Here is a 26,734-nt window from a genome sequence, read left to right on the forward strand (position 1 = left end):
TTCTCTTATCTTATCCATTCCCTCAATATTCTGATGTTTCTCCCAATTAGCTATACTTATAAGCCCGTCTTGGCTAAGATTTATCATTTCGAATTTCTCAAAGGTTTGGAGAGCAAACCTGACAGTATTCAAAGGCTGATTGCATATGGTCGATATCATCTCATCTGTGTAGTTCATATGTTGACCTATATAAACTGCTCCGCCGTCATTAGTCTTGCCAGCTAGGCAAAGAAGCTGGATCCAAATTAAGATTATTGCATCACCTTCTGGCATTGACTTTATAAGTTTTATTTTTTCGTCATCAAAAATATTTACTGATAATTTTATCCAACTTATCCCTGCCAACTAGTAACCTCCTAACCTTCAACTGGCTTAAAGTCATCTCCGAAAAAATCATCTTGAGCAACCTCGGTTTTGTCCTTGATCTCTCCTGTTTCCTTGTCTACATTATCAGGTATATCTTTTTCATTTGAGGATACTTCCTCCGCTTCTACCTCATAGTCGACATCAAAAGTGATTGAGCCGTCATTAGTCTTGTTATACTTATTCATGCTTGTACCATCATAGCTGGTCGCTTGGACTAGGCTCTGACTCTCTGTCGCCTTTGGTGCATACTTCAAAACTTGGATTAAAGCCGACTTCTTTGCCATGGCATCAAAATTTGTTTGCCAAGGCTCATCATTAAAGGTTTTTGAGTAAGTTTGCCCATACTTGTAAGCATCTTCCTTAGACATATAAAAGACGTCTTGACCCCCGTCTTTGGTCTGATAAGTTGCATAGTAGCCTATTACATCTCCACTATCGCCACTTAGACAAGGCTCATGGTCGATCTCTCCAGTACCATAATTTATATGGAACTTCTCATTTTCCCTTACTTCCCTAGCGGTGATTCTTTTAAAAGCCCCTGTGTTATAAGCAAGCTTCAGTAAACCCTGATATCCGATTTGGAAGTTGACCTTGTTCTTGTAAGGGATTAGGTAGGACTCACCCAGAGGAGTGTTAAATTCCAATCCTAGCTGTGCAGAGTTCATTATCGCTGCTAACAATGATTCCCTAGTGCAGTTAAGCAACTTAGGTGTAGTATTTATCGCCGTTAGAGCAGTTCTTACAAACTTATCTACAGGCATATAAGCAGGTAGGGCATTCTCAATTTCTCCTTTCATAGCCATAAGCACTCCCCTTGCTGTATCGACTCTCTTTCTTTCTGGTGAAAGATTTCCTCTTGCTTTTTTCTTTAGTGCGTTTTTTGCATCAGTCATTTGCTACCTCCTTGATGACTAGTCTTCTGTACTCACTTTCATTGCTATATTCTTTGAATAGGTCTGGCTTTTCCTTCTTCAACCTCTTTGAATCAATTCTCCTAGATACTACAGGCTTATATGATACTGACATATATGGAGTCAACCCGTAGTCATTATCTCCTAGTTGTAACTTGATCCCTTGCTCAAATTCCTTATTTTGCTTCTCTAGGCTCTCTATAAGCTTCTTGGTCTCTAGATATGTCCTGTAGCTATCCTCTTCTACTTCAAGGCTTATCTCTTCTTCAATTCCACCCTTGTATCTCTCCTTTAAGGCACTATCAAATTCTTTTGTCCCATCTGGAGCAGGCATCTGACCCGCTAGGACGTAATTCTCCCAAAAATCTATCTCTTGGTCTTTGAGCATTTGGATAACTTCCTCATCTCTTGGAATTTCCCTTACTATAAATTCATTTGAAAAAATCAAGCAGGCTATATAGCACTTTTCAGCTCCAGTTACCATCATATAGTGGTGGCATTGCAACTCATAATTAACAGGAATCGCTCCATTCGCCCACTTATCTTTTGCAAAAGGGCTAGTAGTCTTACACTCAAGAATGGCATTTTCTCCTACGACATCTCTATCAATGTCAGCTAGCAGATAAGGGTATTCCTCATCAACCATCATAAAGTTATTACGTCTTACTTTCTTGCCAGTTTCTTCTGTAAACCTCCTAGCTACATAATCTTCTAAATCTCTTCCCTGCCTCAAAACTTCACTATCTTCATCTTTTGCAAGCTGCCCCGTCTTTTCAAAATACAGGCCTGCCCTACTCTTCCATGGATTAAGACCACAGGCTGCTGCTGCATCTGATCCTCCTATGCCCTTTTGCCTAAGTTTGAGCCAATCTTCCCTGCTGTACTTGCTGATATTAATCTTTTTCAAAATAACCCCCTATAATATTCACTTTTCAAAATCTCATCATCTAGCCTTGCCATCTCATCTAGTCTTTCTTGATAGGCTATATCTTCTGCATCTAGTTCTCCTTCTTCTATATCTTCAATCTCAACATTATCATCAGCATTTTCATTTAAAGCCTTTAAAGCTATATCAAGATCACCATCACAAGCCCTCTCTATCCACCTTAAAGGTATATCAGCCTCACAGTTGTACATAACTCTTGTATATTTTATCTTCATAGCCTTGTCATCCTTACTTTTCTTCTTTCTCTGCCCTCTATCTCAATTTCTATAAGCCTAAGCTTATCTTCCCTATCTGCTTCAGTTTGATTTGCATCTATCCACTTATCTATCAGATAAAGTTGGTCTAGAGTCAAACTTTGTAGATTATCAACAAATTTTTGTTGTCTTTCTATTTTCATTCCTCAATTCTCCTGGTATAATATAAACATAAAAAATATGTTTAATTCGTATAGTCGTTGCTAGTCGCAACGACTAAATTTTTTTATACATGTGCAAGTTCGTTGCCAGTTTCTACTACAAACTTCATAAATTCTTGCTTCTTCCTCTCCTTTTTTAACCTCTCCCAATCTTCGCTCCTCCTAGCGCAAGCCTCGCAAATTACCACTGGTCTAACCCTTTTACTTCTCCTATTTTTCTTATTTCTCATTTCTTCCTCCTAATTAAAAAGTTTCATTGCTCCATCTGACTCCAAAATTCTTTTAAGCCTTGCCTCGTCCACCCAGTAAGTCCACTGACTACTACCCTCTCTTTTAAAAGCTGTTATAAAATCAATTCTGCCATACCTAGCAGCATATCTAAGACTTTGAGCATCCCTGCCTATCAATTTCGCTGCCGTTTCTACATTCATTAACTCCTCCTACACTCCTAAAAATTTATTAACAAAGTAAATCTGACATTCTATTCATCTTTAGCATAAACATAAATTACATCATCATCTTCAATAGTCCCTACACCTTTTATATCTAAAGCATAGTCAGATCCATCAATTATTGCCATGCATATAACTTCATCATTTTCGTTATATTGTTCTAAAAGGCTTATTAAATCTTTAATTTGCATTATTCATCTCCTCTTTTTCTTTTTGAATTTGTTTGTATCTTGCATCAACCTCAGCCTTTGAAATATCTAAGGTACCGCTATCTAAAGCTTCTAGTATAGGTTCATATTGTCTTAACTTTGTAGAACAACCTGACCCATAACCAAAGTTGGCAAGATTTCTATAAGTCCAACTATAAGCAATGTGCATCTTGCTTCTATTTTTGTAATCTTCGCCTAATTCCTTCTTGATCATCTTAGCAACTTTTTTCTTAATAATGTTATCTTGCCAAGACTCTATCCTTTCGTTAAGCTTAGCCTCTTCATCTCTTTTCAAAAGATAGGCTATATTCCTGTCATGCTTAGATAAGCTTATTGCTTGTCTTTGCGACTCCAGGGCAATTTGATTTACCGTTTGAGCTGTACTATTTACAGTTATTGCCATCACCCTAACCAAATCTTCAGTCTTCATTACGTTAATGTCTTTGTCCATCATTGGATTATTTACTAGATTATTTGTTCTTTTTAATTCAGTCATTTTTTAAATCTCCTTTAAATGTTCTTCTATATTTTTATATAATTGTTCGCTAAACTCTCTTAAATACTTTGCTGAATCTAAAAATAGTTTTTTGTTATCTTTAGGTATATCATCTAAATATTCAGTCAAATATAAGAGGCCACCTACTTCTTGTATAAAACCCGCTATCTTATAATGAAAACCTGATACATCTTCAACGATTTTCTTATTAGCCTGTTCACTCTCAAGTTTGCTCATAGCAAGCTTTTCTTTTTCCTTAAGGCTCTGATTAATATCCATAAGCCTTGCTAATTTCTTATTTGCGTTTTCAAGCTGCACCTTTGTAAGTTCATAATCATCTGGCACAACCTCTTTTATCACTTCCTTTTCTATAATCTCAGGTTCGACTTTATTCATTTTTGCTAGTTCCAACTCAGCAGATAGCCTGTTTTTTTCTGTAGAGTATTTTTCTATCTGTCCGTCTTTAAACTCGAGTCCTGCCTTAGCAGCTTCTAACTCGTTTTCTGTTTCTTCCAAGCTCCTTTTATATTTTTTAATCTCAGCTTGAAGTTTCCTTGTAGTCATATCTTCTACATCGTGCTTTTCTATAAAGTCTTGGCGTTCTTCTTCATCTTTTATAGAAGTTAGGGCTAGGGCTTTTGTGAATGTTAAATTCCACAACGTTGTGGAATTTGGAAATTCATCATATATTTTTATTAGTTTTCTAGCTGTTTCTTGACTGTATCCTAAATTATCATCAATCCATGATTTCCACTCTCCATGCTCCACTTGTTCTTTAGCTTGACTTAGCCTTTTTCCAATCTCCCAATAAGAAACCACCGCTTGATTTTCAAAAAACCTAATCTCAGAAACAATCTGATTAAGACTTACTAATTCATTCATTCTTCCTCCTTAAAACTTTTAGTTTCTTTAATAAATTTATAACAACTTTAAGTGTTATTTATAGCTAAAAAAATATCTCATCTACTGTCTTATCAAATAACATTGAATATTTTGCTTTTACCTCATCACTAGGAGTTCTTCGTCCTTGCTCATACATTCCTATAGCTGAAATTGTAATTCCAAACATATCTGCTAATTGCTTTCTGGTCATTCCTCCTGATATTCGCATTCTTTTTAGTTTATTTCCTAATTTTTTATTAACCTTCTCAATAACAACCACCTCCTCTAATCTTCATACAACAACCACCAATCAAATTTGAAATACTCCCCTAACTTCTTAGCCTTATCAACTGGCAAGGCCCTAATCCCTCTTTCATAATTGCCTATAGCTCTATCATTAACCCCTATAATTTTGCCCATCTCTTTCTGACTTAATTTATGCTTATTTCTCAATTCTTTTAGTTTTTCCATGCTATATATAGTGCCCCCTCTTTTTATAACCACAACATGTGGTATAATGTTCAAAATATAGAAAGGAGGTAACTATGTCTGGGAAAAACCAACATATTGTTCCTAACAACGGTAAATGGCAAGTTAAAGGTGCTGGGAACAAGAAAGCTACAAAAACTTTTGACACTCAGAGAGAGGCCGAAAATTTTGGTAGACAAATAGCTAAGAATCAGCATTCGGAATTAATTACCCATAATAGACAAGGTCGTATTAGATCTAAAGACAGCTATGGGAATGACCCTAATCCACCAAAAGATAAAGAAAATTAATTTTCACTAAATTTAACTCTGACCCTATAACCTTCGCTAGGGCATAGAATTTCATTTATTCTAGCGATAACCTTAGGGTCTTTTTCATCAGTTTCAACAATTATTTCTTTAATATCATCTTTTAAATATCCAATTTCCTTATTATCAATATCTTTCTTCATTCCCCCTCCTTTCTTTCTAAATTCAAGGAATTTTTTAATATCTTTTGCTTTCATACAACAACCACCAGTCAAACTTGAAATACTTCCCTAACTTCTTAGCGTGCCTTACAGGCAGTTCCAACATTTCATACTCATACCTTTGATACGAATTAATCCTAATTCCTAAAACCTCCGCCATTTCTCTTTGCGTCTTTCCATTTATCAATCTAAGCTTCCTCAAACCACTACATATAGTGCTTTTCATTTTATAACCTCCAATATATGGTATAATATTAATATAGCTAAAAGAAAGGAGGTCTTTTTTTATGGATATCGATCTTAACCCAACATTTAAACGATCCGTTATGAAACTAGCCAATACTTATCGACCAGGCTTTTCTTTAGATAACAATAATTTTGAAAATGAAGAAGAATTATCTAAAGAATTTGCAAAACTAGTTTGCGATGATTTTTCCAAACAACTTTGTGCAATCTTTGAAAAAGATTTAGTTGAGCTCATTCGTCAAGAGTATTTATCTTCGCATTAAAACTATTTTCACCGAGCTTAAGACTCACCCTCTTAGGCTCTTTTTCCTTAATATCAAGACCAAAACTATCTTCTATCCTCTCCAATCGTTCAAAACCATTATCAAAAACTGCACTATCATTAACCTCTACAATCGAAAAGCCGTCCTCCACGTCCTTAATCCTCTTCTCCAAATCCTCTAAATAATCTCCATCTTCCAACTTATCCAACCTTGCAGATATGAAACTACAATAAGTTTCCAAATCACCTACATTATTTTCTAACTCAACTATTCTCTCTCTTAAAGTCTTTTCTTCCATCTTTCTCTCCTCCTTATCTAAACACCCCTACCAAACTAACCAATATCCCTACAATAGATAGACCCATTATAGTTTTAAGAGCAAGCTCGATTTTCTTCCTATCATCTTTCATATTTTCTTATGATGAGTATAGTTATGATATAGTAGGGCTAAGCCCTAACTATATCTATGATTTTGATGACTAACTCTATTAGTTTTTCTACCAAGCTGATTACCGCAGTTACTAGAGCTAACTTAATGAGTTGGTCATCTTTTTTATTGTCTTCACTCATCATTTCCTCCTTTCTTGTTTTGTTAATCATATTATAACACTTTAAGTGTTTAAGTCAAGTATATTTTTAATTTTTTTATTAAATAATTACTAATCGTTGTTTTTGGTATCTTTTAATCTACACAAAATGTGCTATAATAAAATAAAACAACACTTATTGTGTATCTATACTAAGAAAGGAGAACTGTATGAGTGTAGGTGTTAGATTGAAGCAGCTTAGAAAAAGTTCTGGAAAAACTCAAAGAGATTTAGCAAAATTATTGTATGTTACTGCTTCTAGTATAGGAATGTATGAAAGAGATGAAAGGACACCTAGTCCTGATGTGTTAAAAAAATATGCGGAAATTTTTGATGTCAGTACAGATTACATATTAGGAAATTCAAGGAATTTAAAGAAAGGAGAAGACTATGCAACAATCAACGTCTATGGCTCAATCCCTGCTGGCATCCCCATAGAAGCAATAGAAGACATATCCGATACAGAAGATATATCCTTTAAAGAGTACGACAGAAGCAAAGAATATCTAGGATTAAAAGTAGAGGGAGATTCCATGTATCCCAAATACCTAGATGGCGATACCGTAATTATAGAAAAAACCCCCGACTGCGAAAGTGGTACAGACGCCGCAGTCTACGTCAACGGCTACGAAGCAACCTTAAAAACAGTTATAAAAAACAATAATGGATCAATAACCCTAAAACCAATCAACCCAGAATACCCACCAAAAACATATGGACCAGATGATGAACCTATAAAAATATTAGGAATTGTAAAAGAAATTAGGAGAAAAATATAATACTTCTAACATGTTATTACATTAGTATAGGGAGACTAACTTTAATATAAAATGTAAAAATAAAAAGGAGAAAACAAATGGGAGTATTTGATTTTTTAAATGCAAAAAAATATAAGAAAGATGCAGAAGAGCTACAAAAAGAAATAGAAAGCATAAAAGAAGAATTGAAAGATGTTGATAAAAAAACATCTATAGAATTAAAGCAACATATTTTAGAGAAAGAAAAAGAGATTGAAGAATTAGATAAAAAAATTGAGCTAAAAAATCTTGAACTAAAAAATAAAGATGAAGATATTGAAAAAATTAAAAAAGTTATAAAAGAGAAAAGTAAAGAAATTTTATCTATAGATGAAACTATAGAGCTTCAGACTTATGGCATCTATACACCAAGATATAATCTTGTATCTTCAGAAGAGTATAAAAAAAGACTTGATAAGTTAAGAGATGCCCAAAAAAAACAAATAAAGGATAAAACAGCTGTTAACTTTTTTGACAAACGGACTGTTGACGGTTCTAAAGCTAAAGGTCGAAAAATGACAAATGATAATATTAAGCAAATACTTAGATCTTTTAACAATGAGTGTGAGGCTGCTATCAATAAGGTAAAAGTTAGCAATATAGAAACTGTAGAAAAAAGAATAAGAAATTCTTTTACACAACTCAATAAACTTAATGAATCTAATAGAGTATCTATAAAAACACAATATCTAAATCTAAAAATAGAAGAACTTTATTTATCTTTTGAATATGAGAAAAAAAAGGCAGAAGAAAAAGAAATTCTTAGGGAACAAAGAGAAAAAGAAAAAGAAGAAAAGAAATTACAAAAAGAAATACAAGATAAGAAAAAAATTATTGATAAAGATATTAAGCACTATAAAAATATGATTGATGAACTTAATGAAAAATTAAAATCTATGGAAGGTGAATTAGAAAGAAAAGATATAAATAATCAAATCCTAGATTTAAATACGAAAGTTCAAGAAAAAGAAGAAGAAAAGGAAGAAATGGACTATAGGTCTGCAAATGCGACTGCAGGTTATGTATATATAATTTCAAATGTAGGTTCATTTGGTGATGATGTCGTAAAAATTGGAGTAACAAGACGACTAGATCCGTATGAACGTATAGCAGAACTTTCTAGTGCCTCTGTACCATTTAGATTTGACATCCATGCTTTAATTTTTAGCTATCAAGCTTATGAGTTAGAAACGGCTTTGCATAACAAATTTAATAACAGAAGAGTTAATGCAATTAATCACAGAAAAGAATTTTTCAAAATACCAATAGAAGAAATAAAAGAAGCTTTAAATGAGTATAAAGATTTAACTATAGATTTTACCGAAGTTCCAGATGCAGAAGAATATAGACAAACTCTAAAACTTTATGAAAAAAATTAGAAGAATATTATGTATAAAATAAAATACCCGCAACCTCAAGACTAGATGACTTTATAAAAGGTATTCAGGCACAAGGCTTAATGTATAAAACAAAATAAGGAGGAAGCAAAAATGAAGTGTCCAAAATGTGGAAGTCAAAACGTAGAAAGCCAAATAGTAACAGGCGATGTATTTGAAAAAGAAAAAAACATGGCATAATCTGGTGGATTTTTATAGGATGGTGGTGGACTTTAATTAAATTATTTTTATTTGGCATTTGGTACATCGTCTACTGGATTTTAAAAAAGATTTTTAAACAACCTAAAAAAACAGGAATCTTCACCCAAGGAGCCCACATGTGCAAAGACTGCGGATATACATGGACAACTCCTGCAAAATAACCAAAAAAAAGCACTGGGAAACTCGACAATCCCAGTGCTAAAAAAATACTGTAGACTAGACATTAAACATTGAACAAAATAACTAGTCTACTATAAATGTACCATAGTTAAAAGAAAGGAGCAACAAATGGCAAAAAGAAGAAAATTACCCAACGGGTCTGGCTCCATAGAAAAAGTAGAAAAGAACTCAAATGGTAAAACTAGAGTCCTAAAGTATAGGGCAAGACTACCAGCTACTTATGATGAGTACGGGAAAAAACATCAAAAAGATATAGGCTTTTTTAAGACCTACAACGAAGCTAGGGAAGCTCTACTAAACTATAAAGAGCCTGAACCAGAGGTTACTTTTAAACAACTTTTTGAAAAATACCAAGAATCCAACGCATATAAAAAGCTTACGCCAAGCACTAAAAATAGATATAAGACATCTTTTACTTTCTTTGCACCACTACACAATAAAGATATCCATGATATAAAATACACCGACCTACAATATATCATAGATAAAGTAGAGGCAGATGGATATGACAAAACTTTAAGAAACGGCGAAGTTAAGCACATGACCTATAGCAAGTCCTCAATGGAAAGATTAAAGCATGTGGTAAGTAAAATTTATAGTATAGGAATCAAAAACAACCTTGTAAGCCTAGACTTATCAAAGTACCTAGAAGTAGGAGGCGACCCTATAAGACGTAAGAAAGAAATCTTTACAAGTGATGAAATAAAAGCCTTAGAAAAATCAATCCCTCATAATCCTAATGCTAGGCATATACTGATACTAATCTTTACAGTTATGAGGACAGGAGAGTATCTAAACCCTCTCGTGTCAAGGGTATGATAAATATTTTAATGATTTTTGATTTAAAAATTAAATTGTATTATATAATTGAATCTTTATATTATGCTATAAGTTCAGATTCAATTTTTTCGGTTAAGCTAGCTAGCTTATTAATAATATATGAGTAATCTTCACTGGTCCTTTTAATAAGATATATTGGTGGAGTTTTCATATTAAATTCTTGACCTAAAACTCCTGTTACATTAGGTGAATTTCTATGAGTCATTTGATTCCTGTAATCAGATAAATATCGATGATTGCCCTTCCAAGTTTCATCTACCCAGTTATTCTTATAAGATAAGGTACTCCTTGACAGATACATGGAATAAAGCACCTTAGCATCTATTGATAGGCTTTTAAACGTTTCATCTTCAATAAGAACTATAGGTAAGCGGATAAACCTAAAGCTTTCAGCGTCTCTCCCATAGAAATAATCAAAATCCATTCACTTCACCTCATCTCAATAAAAAAAGACATCTAAAACTTCTCTTAATTAGGCTGATCTTATTGCAATAACGGATGCCTACTTTTAAAACAACCGATTTATTAATAAATATTGAAAATTTTTAGGAAGAATAAAGCGTTCTCTTGTGAAATTAGAGAACGCTTTATTACTTTAATTTACTGAAACAATTTGTAACTATTAAAAATTGAGATAAATTGTTCAATGGAATAATCAGTCAAATTTGTAAGCTTAGCATATTGCTTTGCTCTTCTGAATTGATTATTCGTAAATAAAGATTTGTATTCTTTATTTACCCATTTATACACAAATTTTTTATAGAGCGGATAATCTTTTTTAGCAATTAAAGGGTGATGACGTTTCAAAACAATTAACACAGAATCGACCTTTGGCTTAGGATGAAAGTAGCTTCGTGGTAGATTTTTAATGATCTTAATATCCAATTCAACAGCCAGTAATAATCCTAAAGCACGTTGTAAATTTTTCAGTCGCTTGGCGAACCCTTTTTCAACGATTAAATAACTATATTTTGCATTACTTTCAAAAGCAATCTTCCATACAATATCTGTACTGATATTGTATGGTATATTTCCAAATATTTTATAGTCAGTGTTTTTCGGAAAATCGAACTGCAAGAAATCCATCGTCAATACTTTAGAATTATTTGATGTTTCAATCTTTTGTTGAGAAATCCTTGCTAACTTTTCATCAATTTCAATCGCTAAAACAGATTGACTGATTAAGTCCAATTCTCTAGTGAAATGACCTTTACCTGCTCCAATCTCAATGATTTTGTCCTGTCCTGTAATGTTCGTATTTTTTAGTATATTTTTGACATGATTTTTAGATGTAATAAAATTTTGAGTGTCCTTTGGGTTTTTCTGGTTCATTATAACCTTCTCCTTGCCATTTTTTTCATTATGAATGAGATAAAGTAATATCTACTACTGCGATACTAGTGCACATACTTGAAACCTCCTTACGTAACTGATTATATCATTTCTGTTTACTTTTTAGAATAAAGCTCTATATGTAATTTTTGCACTTTCACCTTAAACTTATTTAAAATATCCCTTGTTGAATTTCTCTTATTTTCTTTCTTTTCATATCTTTCTATAGCTTTTTTAAAGGCTAGATCCATAGCCTTAGTATCTTTTGCCTGGAAGAATACAGAGTATAGTCCTGCCTCCTTATTCTTCATTACAGAAAACCTTACTCCATATCGGTTAAGTTGTTTTTTAAGTTCCTTGACTTCACCTTTTTGTAGTTCAATATTTTCAAGCTGACCTTTTTTAACCATATCCTTAAGTCTCCTTGAATTAGTCTTCCTTTTCTCACTAAGATAGTCAGCAAGTGGTTGGCTTTTTTCAGCTGCATCTTCCATAATCTTTTTAATTGCCTTAAAGATTGCTTTTGCTGAATACTCTGCAACCTTAATCTCAATATTTATAGCCTTATTATTGACTTCGTCATTTACCATGCAGGTAACCTCCTTTCTAGGGAAATAAAAAAAACGGCCCAGACTTTTATATCTGAACCACTAAGATTTATTAAAAGATTTCATGTATTGTTATAATATTAATTATTAACTAGCTCCTCTTTAAATATTTTTGTTAAATGATTTAATGAGTAGTTTACACGATTTGGTTTAAGCCAATCATCTAAAAACATAATAAGCTCTTCCTAAGATCTTAAAGCATCCTCTGCTATAGCATATATATAAAACCTTATTTAGTATCCATAGTTATATACTACCACCATTTCTTGTTTTACGTATTGATGTTTATCCCATGGTTCATTTTTTTGTACATATGGTGAAAACCTTTATAGATATAGGTTTTATCCATATTTAACTGATAATTGCACTTAAGCTCCTTTCAAATTTCACTTTGTTTCTGAAATAAATATCTCAGTCCTTCTTTGCTACTATCATTATCATTATTTCTAATATCATTAGTTATAGACTCACCATTATATATATCATAACCATAAGGCTCAGTAATAAAAATACCTTTCCCATTTGAGTAGGAAAGCAATTCTGCTTGATATGACTTCGATGTATCAACAGGTATCTTTCCACTTAAAGTTGTCTCCTCTCCCTTGGCTATTATATCTTCAATAGAAGCCCTCATCTTTCTAAGATCACTCATAACCCTTCCGCAGAAATCATTTGGAACTTGAACTGTATATTTTAAATAAGGTTCTAATATTTCAGTTCCTGCTTTTCGAAGAGCTTCCCAAAATACATATGGTGTTAAATTCCTAAAGTCAGAGGGGGTACTTACCGGGCTATAGTATAATCCGTAGTCAAAAGTTACCTTTAAGTCTGTAACTTCCCATCCATAAAGCCCTTCTTTACAAGCCTTCTCTACAGCATCTTTTACTGCATTTTGAAATGAATTATTTAAATATCCATAGGACACCTCTGTCTTATATAATAATCCTGACCCTATTGGTAGTGGTTCTATTGACAGTCCAATAGATGCCCAATAAGGATTTGGTGGAACCTCTATATGGATTACTGCTTTAGAGTTTCTCTTAGGTCGTTCTTTATATATTGTTTTCAATTCACCAAATCTAGCATCTATTTTGTATCGGCTTTTAAGTAGTGATTCTATTACTTCCATTTGAATATTTCCAAATAGCTTCAATATGATTTCTCCAGTATCTCCGTTAATTTCACAATCGAGAAATGGGTCTTCTTCAGTTAATTCAAATAGTGCTTCTATCAGTTTGCTTCTTTTGCTTAAATCACAAGGTTTAATTGATGCTCTCAATGCCGGTTGGGCTATCTTTATATCTAAAATCCCGTCATATTTCTTACCAATATAATCACCTATCTTCAGAGAATTAGCATTAGAAATAATAGCAATATCCCCACTATTAACCTGATCTACCTTCACAATTTCACCATTCATAATTGATTCCAGACTTTTTATCTTGAAAGTTTCTTCTGTGCCATTTATATAAACATCTTGACGTGTCCTTATATTCCCACTGAATACTCTTAAGAAAGTCATCTTTCTAGATTTTTCATCCCTATCAATCTTATAAACATACGCTGATAAAAGGTCTTCAGTATTATAGCTCTTGGTAGGAAGATATTTAGTAATGGCAAATAATAGCTCGTCAATTCCAATATTTTTTAAAGCCGAACCATGAAATACAGGATAAAGATTGCAGTTATTAATCTCATCCAAAAATACATCATTATATTCTTTTTCTGCAATGACATCGCCATTTATATATTTTTCTGCTAGATAATCATTTATATCCAGTAACTTCTCTATTATTTGACTTTGAATTACTTTATCATCCCTTACATTTGTCAATTCAAAATCACCTTTATCTTTTATTTTAACTGATTGCATTATTGCAAGATTAGAAGTTAATTTCTCCTGTATTTGAGTGTATATCTCATCCAAACATACTCCCTTTCGATCTATTTTATTCACAAATATAAGTGTTGGTATATTTAATTTCACTAAAGTATTAAAAATCACTTTAGTTTGGACTTGAATTCCTTCTTTTGCTGAAATTACTAAAATAGCTCCATCTAACACTTTCAGAGTTCGCTCAACTTCGGCTATGAAATCCATGTGCCCAGGTGTATCTATGATATTTACCTTTGTATCATTGTAATTAAATGAAACTGTAGACGCCCGTATAGTTATTCCCCTATCTCTTTCAAGTTCCATCGAATCCGTTGTCGTTGTAGCATTATCAACTCTTCCAATTTTATTAATCGCCCCACTTTTATATAATAAACCTTCTGTAACAGTTGTTTTACCTGCATCAACATGTGCTAATATTCCTATATTAATAATTTTCATTTTATACCTCCATAATTATATAAAAAATCCCCTGTGATAAAATACTCTCTTCACAGGGGAACTTATTTTTTATATAACTGCTTAAAGTAAATATGACATATACAATTCGATATAGCATAATCGTGCTATATCTTTAATCTGGTCAATGCCTTATAATACATAAAAATATAAATTTATTATTATGAGAATATTTTTAAATAAAAGTACAATTAACAAGCCATACAAATATTAACTAGTATGGAAAATGTACTTGTTCTATTTTATTAATAGTTATTTAAAAATACTATGCCTCATATGATAAAACTCCTTTAATTAATACTACATATTATAATATTTGTTTTTATTATATTTGTCAAGGAAGATTTGATCCCTGATAGTGTCAAGTTTTTGTTGGTGAAGGAATCCCTTTAATTTATAGACTTTTTAAAAAGTCTGTGTTTAACCACTGTTTCAACCATTTACCTGAACTTTTGTTTAATATTTCTATGTTTGTTCCACCATAATTATTATTATATGATGATTTCTTTGGTTTTGATACTTTTTCGTCTAGTTTTATTATTCTTGTTTCTTTATGTTTTTCTTTTCTTTTTTTCAGGTAGTATTTTTCTAAGTCGCCTCCGTTGTCTTGATATACTCGCATTCTTGACATTTTGTCCATGCCTTCTTCGCTCCATCCTAAGGGGCGTGAGCTTAGTCTACTGGATAGTATATGACTTACTTGGCCTTCTGCACTTATTTTTATTTCTGGATTTTTTATTTTATTTTTTATTCCTTGCCATTGATTTCTTAGGTATTTGTATGCGTTTGTTAGCTGAAGTGTAGTTTCTGTTGATTATTCCATATTTTTAAGTGCTTCTTTATATTGATGGTGATTTGTTGTCTTTATTGCTTCTTCTAATTTTTCTATTTCTAAGATATCTCCTGTTTCTAATAGATATCTATCTGTTATTAGTTTTATATATTTTGATAGGTGGTAGCTGTCTATTATATATTTGCTTTTGGGTATTATTTTTATTCCTGTTTTTATCCAGCTTGCTCCGTCTCCACCTATATAGATGGTTTTTACTTTGTCTATATCATAAGCCTGGTCCAGGTAGTCTAATACGTCATACCATATTTCTTCGGGATCCATTGTTCCTGTAAAGCTTCTTTTTTTTATTGTTTTTCTTCGTTTTTTTGATTCTTTTTCTTTTCCTTCATAGACGCTGATTAGTTTAATTTCTTTATTGCCTTTTGTTTGGGTGGCTACGTGATCTTCGTCTGCTTCTATGTAGACTTCTTCTATTTCTTTTCTTTCTGGAATTTCTAGTTCTAGGTTGTCTATCTTTTCTGTTTCTTTTATTATATTTAGTACTGATTGTCTACTTATTTTGCCGTCTGTCAAGATGTTTACTGCTTCTTGGTAACTCATTTTAGTTGAGTTTTTGTAAAGTTTTGATCTTAAGTTTGTTTCTATTCTTTGGCCTTTTTCTATATCTAAGAGATTGTCTAAAAGATAGATGTAGCTACCGTCTAATTTGTTTTTGTAGTAGGTTCTTTCATATTCTAGCTCCCCAAAACTACACAATATTTTTCTAGAAACTGCTCGTTTATGAATTGTATATTTTTCTCTTATTTCTGCTGATTCTCTTATTGTTTCTTCTAGTTCTTCTAATACATAATTTAGCATATTGCTTGTTACTTGTTTGCCTGTTATTGTTAGTTCTTCAACTATATCAGAAAAATCATATTTGTTGTTTAAGCTATTTATTAGTACTTTTTCTAATTTTTTTGCAATATTTGTTGTTATTTGTTGTATAATGTTATTCATAGGGACTCTCCTTTTAATGTTTTACTTGCTGTATGTGTTCTTAAAAACAGTATAACACATTGGGGATTCCCTATTTTTTATTTTCTTTTTTTACCAACAAATATTTTACACTAACACAAAAAATAATCCTAATAAAATATTTAATATAGGTATTTCTAATACAGAAAAAGAGAGCAACTATTAAGTCACCCTCTAAGTAATGAATTATTAATTTATTCATCATTTCTTTTTACTCTTAACCTATACACATATATTGATGGAATTAAACCAGATATAAATATTATTCCACTTGATATTAATGCATCTACAATGTCATAAGAATTGGTGTTACAGATAAAATATCCAATTACTACCGCTATAACTCCTAGAATTATTAAAGAAACAGCTAATCGATTCTTTGGGTTTTTTGTACTGTTTTCGTGATCAACGCTAATAGTCAAGTTTAAATATTGATTTACAATTCCAGTAATTAAGAATACTAACCATAGTGGATCACTTATAACTTTATCAAAACCAAATCTTATAAATTCATAGCCTAATATTGCTAGTATTCCAAGTGTTTGAACCATAAATACAATACGTAGGTTTTGTAAATTTTGCAATTTCAATCTTTCATCTTTAATTTTCTTCATTTTTACCTCTCTCCTTATCTATCCAAAATAGGTCATCTAATGATTTATTGACTGCATAACATATCTCTAAGCATAGATTAAGTGATGGATTATACTCACCTTTTTCTATTAAGCTAATAGTTTGACGTGTTACTTCTGCTTTATCAGCCAATTCTTGTTGAGTCATACCAGCCTCTAGTCGAGCTAATTTAACACTATTTATCATTTGTTTGCCTCCTTAGAATTATCGTAATATATATCTTCCATTTTGTCAAATATATATTACATTTTGAGGAGAGAGTTAGATACATTTATAATAAAAGAGGGAAACTAACTAGTCACCCTCCCTTTGCTACTTCCATATTATGTTCAACACTTCGTTTCCTTCACAGAATACTGAGTCTATATATTTTTCCATCAATTCTCTGGTAAGTTTAGTGTTGTCTATTACTTCTTTTTCTTCTTTTGCTTTTAGTATTTTTTCTTTTATTGCTTGTATCTCTTCATCTATCGAATTTTTAGAGTCAATGAATTTTTGTCTATTCATCTTGCCTAATTTATACTTTTCAAAATTTTGCATTTTTTTAGCTTCTAGATTTTCGATAGATTTTTCCATAGGTTTAACTTTTACTTTTTCATCCTTGATTGGATCTTCTAGACCATATTTTTCTTTTATTGCTTCAAATACCTGCTCTTCAAGGCTTCCTGCTCTTGAGTTCTTATGTTTTACATTATTACACTTACATATCCTACAAGTAAAATATGTGTGAACTCTTATGCTTCCATCTTTTCGTTTTCTTTTTGATTGAACACATCCTAAAATGTGATTGCAAGTTGGACATTTTGCAAAACCTTGTAGTGGAGATTTCTTTCTCCATTCATAATCGGTATTTTTACCTTTCATAAATAGGTTCTTCTCTTTAATCTTCTGAACTTTTTCAAAGTCTTCTCTAGAAATAATAGCTTCATGATTATTCTCAACTCTTCCCCATTCTTCTTTTGGTTTGAATTTAAAAGAAGATGGATTCAATACTGACTTATCTTGCATATTGAAAGTATAAGTTCCAGTGTAATTTTCATTCGCTAATACATCTATTACATTGCCATTAGTCCAAGTTGGTCTAGGCTTTTTCGCAGTTCTAATAATTGAATACTCAAAATCAAGATTGGTTAGTTCGCTCTTTCTTTTTGATGGTGTCGGAATTTTTTCCTCATTTAATATCTTAGCTATATTTCTTGAAGATATACCATCAAGTGCAAGTTTGAAAATCTTCTTTACTATCCAAGCTGTTTCTTCATCAACTATGATTTTGTGTCTATCATTAGGATCTTTCATGTATCCTAAAGGTGGACTCCAAGCTAAAAATTTTCCTTGTTTTTTAAGTGTAGTCATAGATGACTTTACCTTTTCAGAAATATCTTTTGTGTAGAAATCATATAATAGTCCCTTGAATTGAATATCTAAATCTGTTCCATTTCCTTTTTCTTTGTCACTATCATAGCCATCATTTATGGCGATAAATCTTACTCCTAGGAATGGAAATATATTTTCAAGATAATCTCCAAGTGTTATATAATCTCTCATAAATCTGGACAAATCTTTTACAATTATCGTCTGAATATTATTTTTCTTTACATCTTCCAGCATTCTTTGAAAGGCTGGTCTATTTTCATTTGTTCCAGAATATCCGTCATCAACATATTCTTCTCTTGTGAAGTTTTTAAATTCTTCATTCTTGTCGAGATAATCATTTAGATATGCTCTTTGATTTATGATACTTTCACTTTCATCAGTCTTTATCATATCTTCAACGGATAATCTAATATAAAGAGCAATCTTACTCATCGTCTGTTCCTCCTACCAAATTATCTATATTGAATTTAAAGACTATTTCAAATTCGTGTTTATCATAAACTATTATTTTTTCAATCAAGCTATGGATTAAATCACCTGGTAGCTTTTTCAAATTCTTTGAAGCATATAAATCATTTATCCATTTTATTGATTTTAATCTTTCTTTTTTGAGCTTTGATATATTAACTTCAATTGCTGAAATCTCGTTATCAAATGTAGACATATGACTTTGAGCAATCTCTCTTCTTAATAGATACTCATCTCTATCAACCTTACCTAAACTGTATTCTTCATAGGCTCTTTGAATGATATTTTCTTCATTTAGATTTTTTCTTTTAAGATTTTCAATGTCTTTCTTAAAAGTATCTATTGCGGTATTAAATCTAGCTTTAATTCGATTAACAAATTTTGTCTTGCTAGTTGCCTTCATAATAAACTCAGAAATCTTATCACTAATAGCCTGATCCAAATCTCTTTCCATAATGAATACTGATTTTTCGGGTTTTATACTTCCACTAAATCTCTCATTCTGAAATGAATAGTAAAGTCTATCTTTATTTTTACCATAGATACGAGTTCTTCTATTAAGTTCTTTGCCAGTATTATTGTTGATTACAAGACCTTTAAATCTGTTCTCATAGTCCCTATTTTCAAAATTGTGCATTGGCGAACTGAAAACATGATTTTTCTTTCTCTCTTGTCTTTCTCGTAAGATTCTTTCGTGAACTTCCTTAGAAATGATTGCTTCATGTGCATTCTCACAAATTATATACTGACTTTCGTCTACAAAATGTTGTTTAATTCCTTTTGCAAGATTTTGTTGCTTAACTCCTTGTACTAAAGTCCCCGTATAAGCTGGGTTTGTAAGCATTTTAGAAATTGTCCCTTTATTCCATTCAGGATCATCATCTTGTCTATAAACTCTCCCAGTTTTATAGTAAATCATTCCAGGAGCATAGCCTTTTTCATTAAAATGCTTTGCAACTTCATATTGGCTTTTGCCTTGAAGAGTTAAATCAAACATCTCTTCAACTATAAATCTAACATTTTCATCAATTACAAGCTTTTGACCTTCTTTAGATTTTTTAATCTTGTACCCGTAAGGTGGAACAGATCCAATAAAGTATCCGTTTCTTGCTCTATTGTGTTTTGAAGTCTTTATCTTAACTGAAATATCCTTAGCATACATATCGTTGATAATATTTTTAAGAGTAACCTCAAAAGATTTCTTTGAATCTGTTTCTTTGACTGTGTCCAATTTATCATTAACAGAAATAAATCTAACACCTAGAAATGGAAATACTTTATCAATCAATCTGCCCATTTCGAGATATTCTCTTCCAAGTCTTGATAAATCTCTGATAATGATGCAATTGATTCTTCTATCTCTAATGTCTTGCATCATATTCTGAAATGATGGTCTTTCAAAGTTTGTTCCACTATATTCATAGTCAGTATAAACTTCTAAAACATCTATATTTTCTTTTAATGCATATTCTTTACAAGACAGTATTTGAGTTTCTATTGAGTATGATTTTTCTCTCCACTCTTCTGTTCTTTCGTTAGATAGTCTTGTATAAATTCCGGCCTTAAAGACTTTTCTTTCTGTCTTTTCAATTTTCTTTTCAATATATCTTTTGGAAGTTCTTGCCATTACAAAACACCTCCAGCTAATTGCATTGGAGTCTTATTTTCAAGAGCATTTCCAAATACCTTATTTATTGAAATCAAATTTTTCTTTACTTCGGATTTACTTTCACTTTCTTCTTTTATAAGGTTCTTCAGTAAGTTAACTGTTTCCAAATTATTAAAGACAAAATTAATCTCATTATTTTCTCCGATTTCAATTCTATCTATAAATGATACAATTGTTAGTCTATTTAGACTGCTTAAATCAGTGGGAACAATTTCGGAAACCAAACTGTCCTTGTTTTTCATCTTTTCTTGCAAGTTGGCAAGTATATTTTTCTTTGTAGCAATTTGTTTCTCTATTTCCCTGATTTTAATAAGATAATTTTTTCTAAATCTTTCAAACTCTTCAGAAGTTATAAGCTCATCTTCTAAGTCCATATATAAAGATTGTCTAAGTCTTTCATACTTTCTCTTTTCTGAGTTTAAGCTTTCAAAGTCAATATTAAATGTAACTTTTGATACATCTAACTTATTAACTTGACTTAGTAATTCATTGTATTTTTTTAAATAATCTTTAAGTGCAAAAAGAGTCATATCAAGTAGATAGTCTTCTTTTATACTATGTCTTGTGCAATCTCCTTTGTTATTATAGTGAGAACAAATATAAAAAATATTATATCCATTCTTGGACTTAACCTTTCTTCTAACCATTGAAGATCCACAATCTTTGCAATAAAGCATTCCTGATAAAATATGTGGTATATCTGCTGATTGTTTTACATCTCGGAGCATCATCTTATTAGCCAAAGCATAAATGCTTTTTGAAATAATAGGCTTATGAGAGTCGTTTATTACAATCCAATCTTCTTCATTTACTTCTACTTCTCTCTTAGACTTGTAATTTAGTTTTCTAGTTTTTCCTTGTTCAAGCACTCCTATATAGACCTTATTTGTAATAATCCTATTGACCATTTTTGCGTCCCATTTAGAGTCTTTAACAATAAAACCAGTAGTATGATTATCGCCAGAATTTTCTTTATGCTTAGATGGTGTTACACAACCTATGCTATTTAAAAAATCTGCAATAGCCTTAGACGAATAACCGTCTATCTTCATATTGAAGATTCTTTCAATTATGTGCGAAACTTCTGTATCAACGACTAACTTATGTTTGTTTTTGCTATCCTTCTTATAACCAAAAGGAGCAAATGCACCAATAAATTCACCATTCTTTCTTTTAATTTCTTTTGAAGATTTAACCTTCATAGAAATATCCCTACAATAAGAATCATTAATAAAGTTTCTTATCGGAAGAATTAAGTGTGTATCGCTTACATCTGCATTTTCACTGTCATAGTTATCGTTTACGGATATAAATCTTATACCTTTTTCTGGAAATATCTTTTGAAGATATTTTCCTGATTCGATATAATCTCTCCCGAAACGGGATAAGTCCTTCACAATAATTGTTTTGAACTTCTTTTCTTTAAGATCTTGAATCATCTTCTTGAATTTTGGTCTGTCAAAATTAGATCCTGAAAAGCCATCATCTACATATTCAGCAACAACTTTAAAATCATTGTCCCTTGCATATGATTTGATAATCTGTCTTTGATTTGAAATAGAATTACTTTCTGTGCTATCTCCATCCTCTCTCGATAAACGAAGATACATACAAGCAAATTTTTCCATCACAAAACCTCCTTAATTTGTATTTGGGCAAATAGTCATTAAGGAGTTCTTCTACCACTTATATTTTACCGCACCCAAGTTTTTAAGTCAGCACCCCAGCTTATAGTCTTATACAAGCTCTACATAAATAAAGTTCTACAATATCTAGTAAGTCGAGTGACTCTTTATCACTTTGAGTGTAAGTAATTTTTTTAGAATAATCTTCTTTTGATATTTGCTCTTTAGGTTTACATTTCTTCTTTTCTTTTGTATTCATAGGTTTTACCTCACAATATAAAATTAAAGTTTTTTGACATTGACAAGTGCCTTGGATTAGCAACATAGGAATCTCACCTCCGCCTCTATTCAGGATGAGCCGGCTTCAACCTTAGAAGTATCATTATCCTCACTTTCTTCATAGCGAATAGGGTATCCCTCCCTATATTCAAACTCTTACTTATCGCTCCCTTTCTTCTTCCCTTGCTTTTAGCTTAGCAGTACTTGTTTTGCCGAATTATTCAGCAGAAAGATCTTGGCGGATAGGTTATTACGCTCCAAAAATGATTAATGTCTTGTCTTGGTCTATTCAATTGTTAAGGTTCAAAATTTATCGAGAGCTATTAATCTTTTTAAAATTTGACCATCAGAAAATACTTATCTTGATGAAACAAAATTGTTTAAAATTACCCTCTTATACTTAACAGTGAAAAGAAGTCTTTCTTGGTAACCAATTTTCAAAAATAAATTTGGTTAAATAAAAAGGTCCAATTCCCACTGCATAAATAACAGTGAAAATTAGACCCGTTTGGTAACTGCCATCTAAAAGTCTTCTAATATTTCCTTTAGTTTCTCTAAGACTTTATTACGCCTTTTAATAACGGCTGGATGAGAAATATTCAGTTTAGCAGCTACTTCTCTAATTGTTTCTTCTTTATAAAAAAGACTTTCTATCAAATCCCTTTCAACAGGGTTGAGTTTAGAAATAGCTCTTCTTACTTCTTCAATCATTTCCTTTGTTTCGATAATTTTTTCAACATCAAATTCCAGATCTTCTAAATTTTCTTCAAAATTACCATCATGATTATAGGAACAAAAAAAGAAACAGTTATTTAACCTGTCTCTTCTCATTTGATATTTTTCTTTATTCAATTCACTATGATAAGCAAGATATACTTCCTTGCTAACAACTACTTTCTTTCCTTCTACAAATAAATAATATTCTTTGTCCATTAATTTTTCCTCCTTGTTGACATGAATTTCTTTTGTTTGAAAATAAAATTCACACAAGGAGGGCTTCTAATTCTATGCATATATTCTCCTGGGCATAAAAAAAGACCGAAAGAAAATAAATTCTTTCAGTCAATAAATGCCAATATTAAATTTAGGTGCAGATCACCCATCATGGATATTATATATGCACTTAAGTACACATGAAATTCGTATATGGTACTTTTTTCATTCGGAAATAGTACGCAATAAGTTCGTATTAAATTAATTTATTATATGTTCATTATTTCTTCAATGCTACGACCGTCTTCAAGCTGGTTAATAGCAGTCGGTAAAGTATATCCCCAAATTATTACACCAACCAATGCAATTGCTTCCTTCTTTCTTTGATAATAAACTGTTCTCTCTAAAGATACACTTCTCATACAAGCTTCATCAGTAATCTTTTTTTCAGAAATGTAGTAGTTATAAATAATCTTATGATAGATTTCTCCATACTCTGGATAAACTTTTAGCCTAACACAGGCATCATAAATTATTAAAAGCATAAGCTTACTATCCATTACATTGGAAACTCTATTATTAAACTTTTCTTCAACTTTTTCTGGAGCAAATGTAGAAAGATACAAGTAAGCAGATTCTGAAGTTGATCCATAGTTTTCTTTACTCTCAAACATCATAAAATTTGCCCTGCTATCTACTGCCCAGGTAACTTGTCTATATAAACTTAAAATAAGTTTTGCAGCTGAACTAATTTCTTCAAATTTCAAGTTGCTATCTGCATACATGTTCATTATATTCTTTAAAGTTTTACTTATTCTCAATCTAATCACCCCAATACAACTTATTTACAAGCCTGAATGTTTGTGCTATAATATGAATATAAGTTCAGTTTGTATTATATCTCAAATTGAAGAATAATTCAAGCACTATTGTTCGTGTTAAAAGTTATAAATGCACATTAGTACAGGAGGTTAAAGTTATGGCTTTTGCGGATAGATTAAAGGATTTTCGTGAAAAAGAAAAGTTAAGTCAAGCAGATTTTGCAAAAATGATAGGAATAAGTACAAGAACTCTTGTACATTATGAAGACGGAGAAAGATACCCAAGAGATGTCGAGGTTTACAAAAAAATAGCTGAAGTTATGGACTGTGATTACAATTATCTTCTAGAAGAAAATGATGAGTTTTTAAATAGAGTTTATAACATGGGTGGCAAAAGAGAATTAGAAAAAGCTAGAGCATTAACAGAAGGTCTAAGTTCTTTATTTGCAGGTGGAGAAATATCTGATGAAGATAAAGATGCTGCTTTTGAAGCTATTACTCGTGCTTATTGGGAGGCTAAAAGAGAAAACAAGAAATACGGTCGTAAGAAAAAAGATTAGGTGATTTTATGAGCATGAATCGCTATATATATGATAAGGTTAATCGACTTATAAAAAAATATAAGACACGAGATCCTATCGAATTAATAGAAGCTTTGAATATTAACCTGGTATATCTACCTGAAACAAAAATACTTTTAGGAATGTACCATTATATTCAAAGGAACAGATTTATTTTTATCAGTAGCAACACAAATTTTAATAGAAAAACTATATTAGCACATGAATTAGGTCACGATCAACTTCACAGAGATTATTGTATGAGTGGCGGAGCTTTTCATGACCAAACAGTGCTAAACCCTACAAATAAATTTGAAACTGAAGCTAATATTTTTGCAGCTCATTTATTAATTAGTGATGAAGATGTCTTCGATAATATCAATGATCAAGTTTGTGATTATGAAATCGCTGGAAAGTTAGGTGTAGATATAAATTTACTAAATCTAAAAATTTCTGAGTTAGCAAAAATGGGCAAGTTTAATAAGCCAGTTAATGTTAATATACCTCAGGGAGATTTTCTTAAAAACTATCGCCCTGAACATGATGATTATTATTAGGAGACTCCATGGGAATTTTTATTGCAGGATATATTTTATTAATCCTTTCTGGAGTAGTTTTCTACTATCTCATCTCTACCTACTCTGTAAAAATCTCAGCATTTTTGATTGATTTTATAGTTGTAGGTTTAGGATTTTATATATCCATAAAAGATAAACTAGATAACAAATTGGCTATTCCCCTTTCAATTACAGTAGTAATAATTTATGGAATATTGCTAGTTCTAATAAATCAAAAGCTACCAAAAATCAGTAAGCTTTTAAACTATATAATTGCTTTCATAGGATCATCAGTCGCCCTATGGTTGGCACTTGATTTTATAACAAGCACTCTAGCCGCTTTTAAAATAATAAGTCAAACTTATCATCAATTACCAATCACAAAAAGTATGATGATAAATTCCTTTATACATTATGTAATTGTATTCTTGATTAGTATTCCAGTGTTTAAAGGTAGAATGAAATTTATACTTGGAGGAAATTATGAGTAAAGAAATGGATAAAAACAAAGACGAAAATCATGATAAAAAAGAACTTCAAATTAGATCATCTGCTGCTGAATACTTGACTTTTATTGCAGCTAACGGTGATGACAAGGAAGCTATTGAAATTAGATATGAAGATGAAAATATTTGGTTAACTCAAAAGATGATGGCAGCTCTTTATGATGTCAGTACTGCAGCAATAAATCAGCACTTAAAAAAAATATTTGATGACAATGAATTACAAGAAGAAGCAACTATTAAGAATTTCTTAATAGTTCAAAAAGAAGGTTCTAGAAATGTTTCAAGAGAAACAAAACACTATAATCTGCAAGCAATTATTGCAGTAGGGTTTAAAGTAAATAACGAACGTGCCGTCCAATTTAGAAAGTGGGCAAACCAAATTGTAAAAGATTTTACAATTAAAGGTTGGGCAATGGATGATGAAAGATTAAAAAATTCTGGCACAAAACTTACCAAAGATTATTTCGAAAAATTACTTGTAAAAATTCGTGAAATTAGATTATCTGAGAGAAGATTCTATCAAAAAATCACAGATATTTATGCTACATCTTTAGACTATGATCCATCTGCAAAAGCAACAAAAAGGTTTTTTGCAGCTATTCAAAATAAATTGCACTATGCAATTCATGGAAAAACTGCAGCCGAATTAATTGTAGATAGAGCCAACCACAAAACTAAAAATATGGGACTTACAACTTGGGAAGGATCCCCAGATTCAAAAATTCATAAATATGATGTAGTCGTTGCAAAAAATTATCTAAACGAAGAAGAATTAAATCAAATGCAAAGAATTGTTTCATCATATTTGGATATGGCAGAAATGCAAGCAGAAAGACATATTCCTATGACAATGGAAGATTGGGAAAAAAGATTAAATGGCTTTTTACAATTATGGGATAAAGAGATCTTAAACGATGCAGGAAAAGTGTCTGCAGCTCTTGCAAAAAAGCACGCAGAAAGTGAATTTGAAAAATACAGAATTATACAAGATAGACTCTACAAAAGTGATTTTGATAAGTTCCTAGAACTCGAGGATAATACTAAAGATTTAGAAGAATAA

36 protein-coding genes and 2 pseudogenes are annotated in these 26,734 nt (G+C 31.4%); 9 read left to right on the forward strand and 29 right to left on the reverse strand.

Annotation, left to right across the window (positions count from 1 at the left end):
• From MUN42_RS09325 to MUN42_RS09380, 12 genes are all read right to left on the reverse strand, one after another.
• Window positions 1–345 (reverse strand): phage replisome organizer N-terminal domain-containing protein (locus MUN42_RS09325; protein ID WP_243344583.1); only part of this gene is annotated, 345 nt, incomplete at its 3' end.
• An 11-nt stretch (window positions 346–356) separates the two neighbouring features.
• On the reverse strand, window positions 357–1,259 hold the full coding sequence (locus MUN42_RS09330) for a recombinase RecT (protein ID WP_243344584.1): 903 nt from the start codon (window positions 1,257–1,259) through the stop codon (window positions 357–359).
• Entirely contained in the window at window positions 1,252–2,184 is a 933-nt protein-coding gene (locus MUN42_RS09335; protein WP_243344585.1) for a lambda-exonuclease family protein, read from the reverse strand. The genes MUN42_RS09330 and MUN42_RS09335 overlap by 8 nt, the downstream gene beginning before the upstream one ends.
• Complete coding sequence (locus tag MUN42_RS09340; protein ID WP_243344586.1) at window positions 2,181–2,438, reverse strand: hypothetical protein; 258 nt, start codon at window positions 2,436–2,438, stop codon at window positions 2,181–2,183. Before MUN42_RS09340 ends, MUN42_RS09335 begins: the two co-directional genes overlap by 4 nt.
• Window positions 2,435–2,620 (reverse strand): hypothetical protein, encoded by a 186-nt coding sequence (locus MUN42_RS09345; RefSeq protein ID WP_243344587.1) that lies wholly within the window; start codon window positions 2,618–2,620, stop codon window positions 2,435–2,437. Before MUN42_RS09345 ends, MUN42_RS09340 begins: the two co-directional genes overlap by 4 nt.
• Before the next feature lie 83 nt (window positions 2,621–2,703).
• Complete coding sequence (locus MUN42_RS09350; protein WP_243344588.1) at window positions 2,704–2,868, reverse strand: hypothetical protein; 165 nt, start codon at window positions 2,866–2,868, stop codon at window positions 2,704–2,706.
• A gap of 9 nt (window positions 2,869–2,877) precedes the next feature.
• Window positions 2,878–3,069, reverse strand: a complete 192-nt coding sequence (locus MUN42_RS09355; protein ID WP_243344589.1) for a hypothetical protein — start codon at window positions 3,067–3,069, stop codon at window positions 2,878–2,880.
• Window positions 3,070–3,119: 50 nt separating this feature from the next.
• Entirely contained in the window at window positions 3,120–3,281 is a 162-nt protein-coding gene (locus tag MUN42_RS09360) for a hypothetical protein (RefSeq protein ID WP_243344590.1), read from the reverse strand.
• Window positions 3,271–3,795 carry a hypothetical protein gene (locus MUN42_RS09365; RefSeq protein ID WP_243344591.1) on the reverse strand — a complete coding sequence of 175 codons (525 nt, stop codon included), beginning with the start codon at window positions 3,793–3,795 and terminating at the stop codon, window positions 3,271–3,273. The genes MUN42_RS09360 and MUN42_RS09365 overlap by 11 nt, the downstream gene beginning before the upstream one ends.
• A gap of 3 nt (window positions 3,796–3,798) precedes the next feature.
• Window positions 3,799–4,677 carry a DUF3102 domain-containing protein gene (locus MUN42_RS09370; RefSeq protein ID WP_243344592.1) on the reverse strand — a complete coding sequence of 293 codons (879 nt, stop codon included), beginning with the start codon at window positions 4,675–4,677 and terminating at the stop codon, window positions 3,799–3,801.
• 64 nt (window positions 4,678–4,741) lie between these two features.
• On the reverse strand, window positions 4,742–4,957 hold the full coding sequence (locus MUN42_RS09375) for a helix-turn-helix transcriptional regulator (RefSeq protein WP_347708773.1): 216 nt from the start codon (window positions 4,955–4,957) through the stop codon (window positions 4,742–4,744).
• Between the two features lie 5 nt (window positions 4,958–4,962).
• Complete coding sequence (locus MUN42_RS09380) at window positions 4,963–5,148, reverse strand: helix-turn-helix transcriptional regulator (RefSeq protein ID WP_243344594.1); 186 nt, start codon at window positions 5,146–5,148, stop codon at window positions 4,963–4,965.
• Window positions 5,149–5,222: 74 nt separating this feature from the next.
• Between MUN42_RS09380 and MUN42_RS09385 the strand changes: the two genes are divergently transcribed.
• Entirely contained in the window at window positions 5,223–5,456 is a 234-nt protein-coding gene (locus tag MUN42_RS09385; RefSeq protein ID WP_243344596.1) for a DUF2188 domain-containing protein, read from the forward strand.
• Here the strand turns inward: MUN42_RS09385 and MUN42_RS09390 are convergent.
• Window positions 5,453–5,671, reverse strand: a complete 219-nt coding sequence (locus MUN42_RS09390; protein WP_243344598.1) for a hypothetical protein — start codon at window positions 5,669–5,671, stop codon at window positions 5,453–5,455. The genes MUN42_RS09385 and MUN42_RS09390 overlap by 4 nt on opposite strands.
• Window positions 5,652–5,861 carry a helix-turn-helix transcriptional regulator gene (locus MUN42_RS09395; RefSeq protein WP_243344599.1) on the reverse strand — a complete coding sequence of 70 codons (210 nt, stop codon included), beginning with the start codon at window positions 5,859–5,861 and terminating at the stop codon, window positions 5,652–5,654. The genes MUN42_RS09390 and MUN42_RS09395 overlap by 20 nt, the downstream gene beginning before the upstream one ends.
• Before the next feature lie 61 nt (window positions 5,862–5,922).
• On the opposite strand from MUN42_RS09395, the gene MUN42_RS09400 reads away from it, so the two are divergent.
• On the forward strand, window positions 5,923–6,144 hold the full coding sequence (locus MUN42_RS09400; protein WP_243344601.1) for a hypothetical protein: 222 nt from the start codon (window positions 5,923–5,925) through the stop codon (window positions 6,142–6,144).
• Here MUN42_RS09400 and MUN42_RS09405 read toward each other — a convergent pair.
• Together MUN42_RS09405 and MUN42_RS09820 are read right to left on the reverse strand one after the other, a co-directional pair.
• Window positions 6,113–6,442: a hypothetical protein gene (locus MUN42_RS09405; RefSeq protein WP_243344602.1), complete on the reverse strand. Its 330-nt coding sequence runs from the start codon at window positions 6,440–6,442 to the stop codon at window positions 6,113–6,115. The two genes, MUN42_RS09400 and MUN42_RS09405, sit on opposite strands and share 32 nt — an antisense overlap.
• Window positions 6,443–6,591: 149 nt before the next feature.
• Window positions 6,592–6,714 carry a hypothetical protein gene (locus MUN42_RS09820; RefSeq protein ID WP_279323827.1) on the reverse strand — a complete coding sequence of 41 codons (123 nt, stop codon included), beginning with the start codon at window positions 6,712–6,714 and terminating at the stop codon, window positions 6,592–6,594.
• A gap of 187 nt (window positions 6,715–6,901) precedes the next feature.
• On the opposite strand from MUN42_RS09820, the gene MUN42_RS09410 reads away from it, so the two are divergent.
• The 3 genes from MUN42_RS09410 to MUN42_RS09420 all read left to right on the forward strand — a co-directional run bounded on the left by MUN42_RS09410 (window position 6,902) and on the right by MUN42_RS09420 (window position 10,125).
• Window positions 6,902–7,510, forward strand: coding sequence for an XRE family transcriptional regulator (locus MUN42_RS09410; protein ID WP_243344603.1), 609 nt, complete (start codon window positions 6,902–6,904; stop codon window positions 7,508–7,510).
• A gap of 77 nt (window positions 7,511–7,587) precedes the next feature.
• Window positions 7,588–8,907 (forward strand): DUF4041 domain-containing protein, encoded by a 1,320-nt coding sequence (locus tag MUN42_RS09415; protein WP_243344604.1) that lies wholly within the window; start codon window positions 7,588–7,590, stop codon window positions 8,905–8,907.
• 507 nt (window positions 8,908–9,414) lie between these two features.
• Window positions 9,415–10,125 (forward strand): hypothetical protein, encoded by a 711-nt coding sequence (locus MUN42_RS09420; RefSeq protein ID WP_243344605.1) that lies wholly within the window; start codon window positions 9,415–9,417, stop codon window positions 10,123–10,125.
• A 271-nt stretch (window positions 10,126–10,396) separates the two neighbouring features.
• Here the strand turns inward: MUN42_RS09420 and MUN42_RS09425 are convergent.
• The 13 genes and pseudogenes from MUN42_RS09425 to MUN42_RS09485 all read right to left on the reverse strand — a co-directional run.
• Window positions 10,397–10,570, reverse strand: a pseudogene (locus MUN42_RS09425) (replication initiator protein A); the annotation flags it as partial.
• A 176-nt stretch (window positions 10,571–10,746) separates the two neighbouring features.
• Window positions 10,747–11,478, reverse strand: a complete 732-nt coding sequence (gene erm / locus MUN42_RS09430; RefSeq protein ID WP_166083556.1) for a 23S ribosomal RNA methyltransferase Erm — start codon at window positions 11,476–11,478, stop codon at window positions 10,747–10,749.
• 116 nt (window positions 11,479–11,594) lie between these two features.
• The gene (locus MUN42_RS09435) at window positions 11,595–12,068 is read right to left on the reverse strand and encodes a PcfB family protein (RefSeq protein WP_243344606.1); all 474 of its coding nucleotides are present in this window, start codon (window positions 12,066–12,068) and stop codon (window positions 11,595–11,597) included.
• Between the two features lie 397 nt (window positions 12,069–12,465).
• Window positions 12,466–14,421 (reverse strand): tetracycline resistance ribosomal protection protein Tet(T), encoded by a 1,956-nt coding sequence (gene tet(T) / locus MUN42_RS09440; protein WP_176269832.1) that lies wholly within the window; start codon window positions 14,419–14,421, stop codon window positions 12,466–12,468.
• 412 nt (window positions 14,422–14,833) lie between these two features.
• Window positions 14,834–16,231, reverse strand: a pseudogene (locus MUN42_RS09445) (ISLre2 family transposase).
• Window positions 16,232–16,443: 212 nt separating this feature from the next.
• Window positions 16,444–16,863 carry a hypothetical protein gene (locus tag MUN42_RS09450; protein ID WP_070578714.1) on the reverse strand — a complete coding sequence of 140 codons (420 nt, stop codon included), beginning with the start codon at window positions 16,861–16,863 and terminating at the stop codon, window positions 16,444–16,446.
• Window positions 16,850–17,068, reverse strand: coding sequence for a helix-turn-helix transcriptional regulator (locus tag MUN42_RS09455; protein ID WP_070578711.1), 219 nt, complete (start codon window positions 17,066–17,068; stop codon window positions 16,850–16,852). Before MUN42_RS09455 ends, MUN42_RS09450 begins: the two co-directional genes overlap by 14 nt.
• A gap of 126 nt (window positions 17,069–17,194) precedes the next feature.
• Window positions 17,195–18,688, reverse strand: a complete 1,494-nt coding sequence (locus tag MUN42_RS09460) for a recombinase family protein (RefSeq protein ID WP_222378472.1) — start codon at window positions 18,686–18,688, stop codon at window positions 17,195–17,197.
• Window positions 18,681–20,351, reverse strand: a complete 1,671-nt coding sequence (locus MUN42_RS09465; RefSeq protein WP_222378474.1) for a recombinase family protein — start codon at window positions 20,349–20,351, stop codon at window positions 18,681–18,683. The genes MUN42_RS09460 and MUN42_RS09465 overlap by 8 nt, the downstream gene beginning before the upstream one ends.
• Window positions 20,351–22,021 (reverse strand): recombinase family protein, encoded by a 1,671-nt coding sequence (locus MUN42_RS09470; RefSeq protein WP_222378476.1) that lies wholly within the window; start codon window positions 22,019–22,021, stop codon window positions 20,351–20,353. Before MUN42_RS09470 ends, MUN42_RS09465 begins: the two co-directional genes overlap by 1 nt.
• 100 nt (window positions 22,022–22,121) lie before the next feature.
• Window positions 22,122–22,277 (reverse strand): hypothetical protein, encoded by a 156-nt coding sequence (locus tag MUN42_RS09475; RefSeq protein ID WP_165628744.1) that lies wholly within the window; start codon window positions 22,275–22,277, stop codon window positions 22,122–22,124.
• Window positions 22,278–22,819: 542 nt separating this feature from the next.
• Window positions 22,820–23,230, reverse strand: coding sequence for a sigma-70 family RNA polymerase sigma factor (locus tag MUN42_RS09480; RefSeq protein WP_222378478.1), 411 nt, complete (start codon window positions 23,228–23,230; stop codon window positions 22,820–22,822).
• Between the two features lie 269 nt (window positions 23,231–23,499).
• A complete protein-coding gene (locus MUN42_RS09485) occupies window positions 23,500–24,021 on the reverse strand; it encodes a hypothetical protein (protein ID WP_243344607.1) in 522 nt (173 codons plus the stop codon).
• Window positions 24,022–24,209: 188 nt separating this feature from the next.
• Here MUN42_RS09485 and MUN42_RS09490 point away from each other — a divergent pair, with 188 nt between their 5' ends.
• From MUN42_RS09490 to MUN42_RS09505, 4 genes are read left to right on the forward strand one after another with little or no spacing between them, the layout of a single operon-like run.
• The gene (locus MUN42_RS09490) at window positions 24,210–24,611 is read left to right on the forward strand and encodes a helix-turn-helix transcriptional regulator (RefSeq protein ID WP_222378480.1); all 402 of its coding nucleotides are present in this window, start codon (window positions 24,210–24,212) and stop codon (window positions 24,609–24,611) included.
• 8 nt (window positions 24,612–24,619) lie between these two features.
• Window positions 24,620–25,168, forward strand: coding sequence for an ImmA/IrrE family metallo-endopeptidase (locus MUN42_RS09495; RefSeq protein ID WP_041160392.1), 549 nt, complete (start codon window positions 24,620–24,622; stop codon window positions 25,166–25,168).
• 8 nt (window positions 25,169–25,176) lie between these two features.
• Window positions 25,177–25,659 carry a hypothetical protein gene (locus MUN42_RS09500; RefSeq protein WP_039121414.1) on the forward strand — a complete coding sequence of 161 codons (483 nt, stop codon included), beginning with the start codon at window positions 25,177–25,179 and terminating at the stop codon, window positions 25,657–25,659.
• Window positions 25,652–26,734: a virulence RhuM family protein gene (locus MUN42_RS09505; protein WP_243344609.1), complete on the forward strand. Its 1,083-nt coding sequence runs from the start codon at window positions 25,652–25,654 to the stop codon at window positions 26,732–26,734. The genes MUN42_RS09500 and MUN42_RS09505 overlap by 8 nt, the downstream gene beginning before the upstream one ends.

It is taken from the genome of Anaerococcus sp. AGMB09787, from assembly GCF_022808955.1.
Taxonomy (GTDB): domain Bacteria; phylum Bacillota; class Clostridia; order Tissierellales; family Peptoniphilaceae; genus Anaerococcus.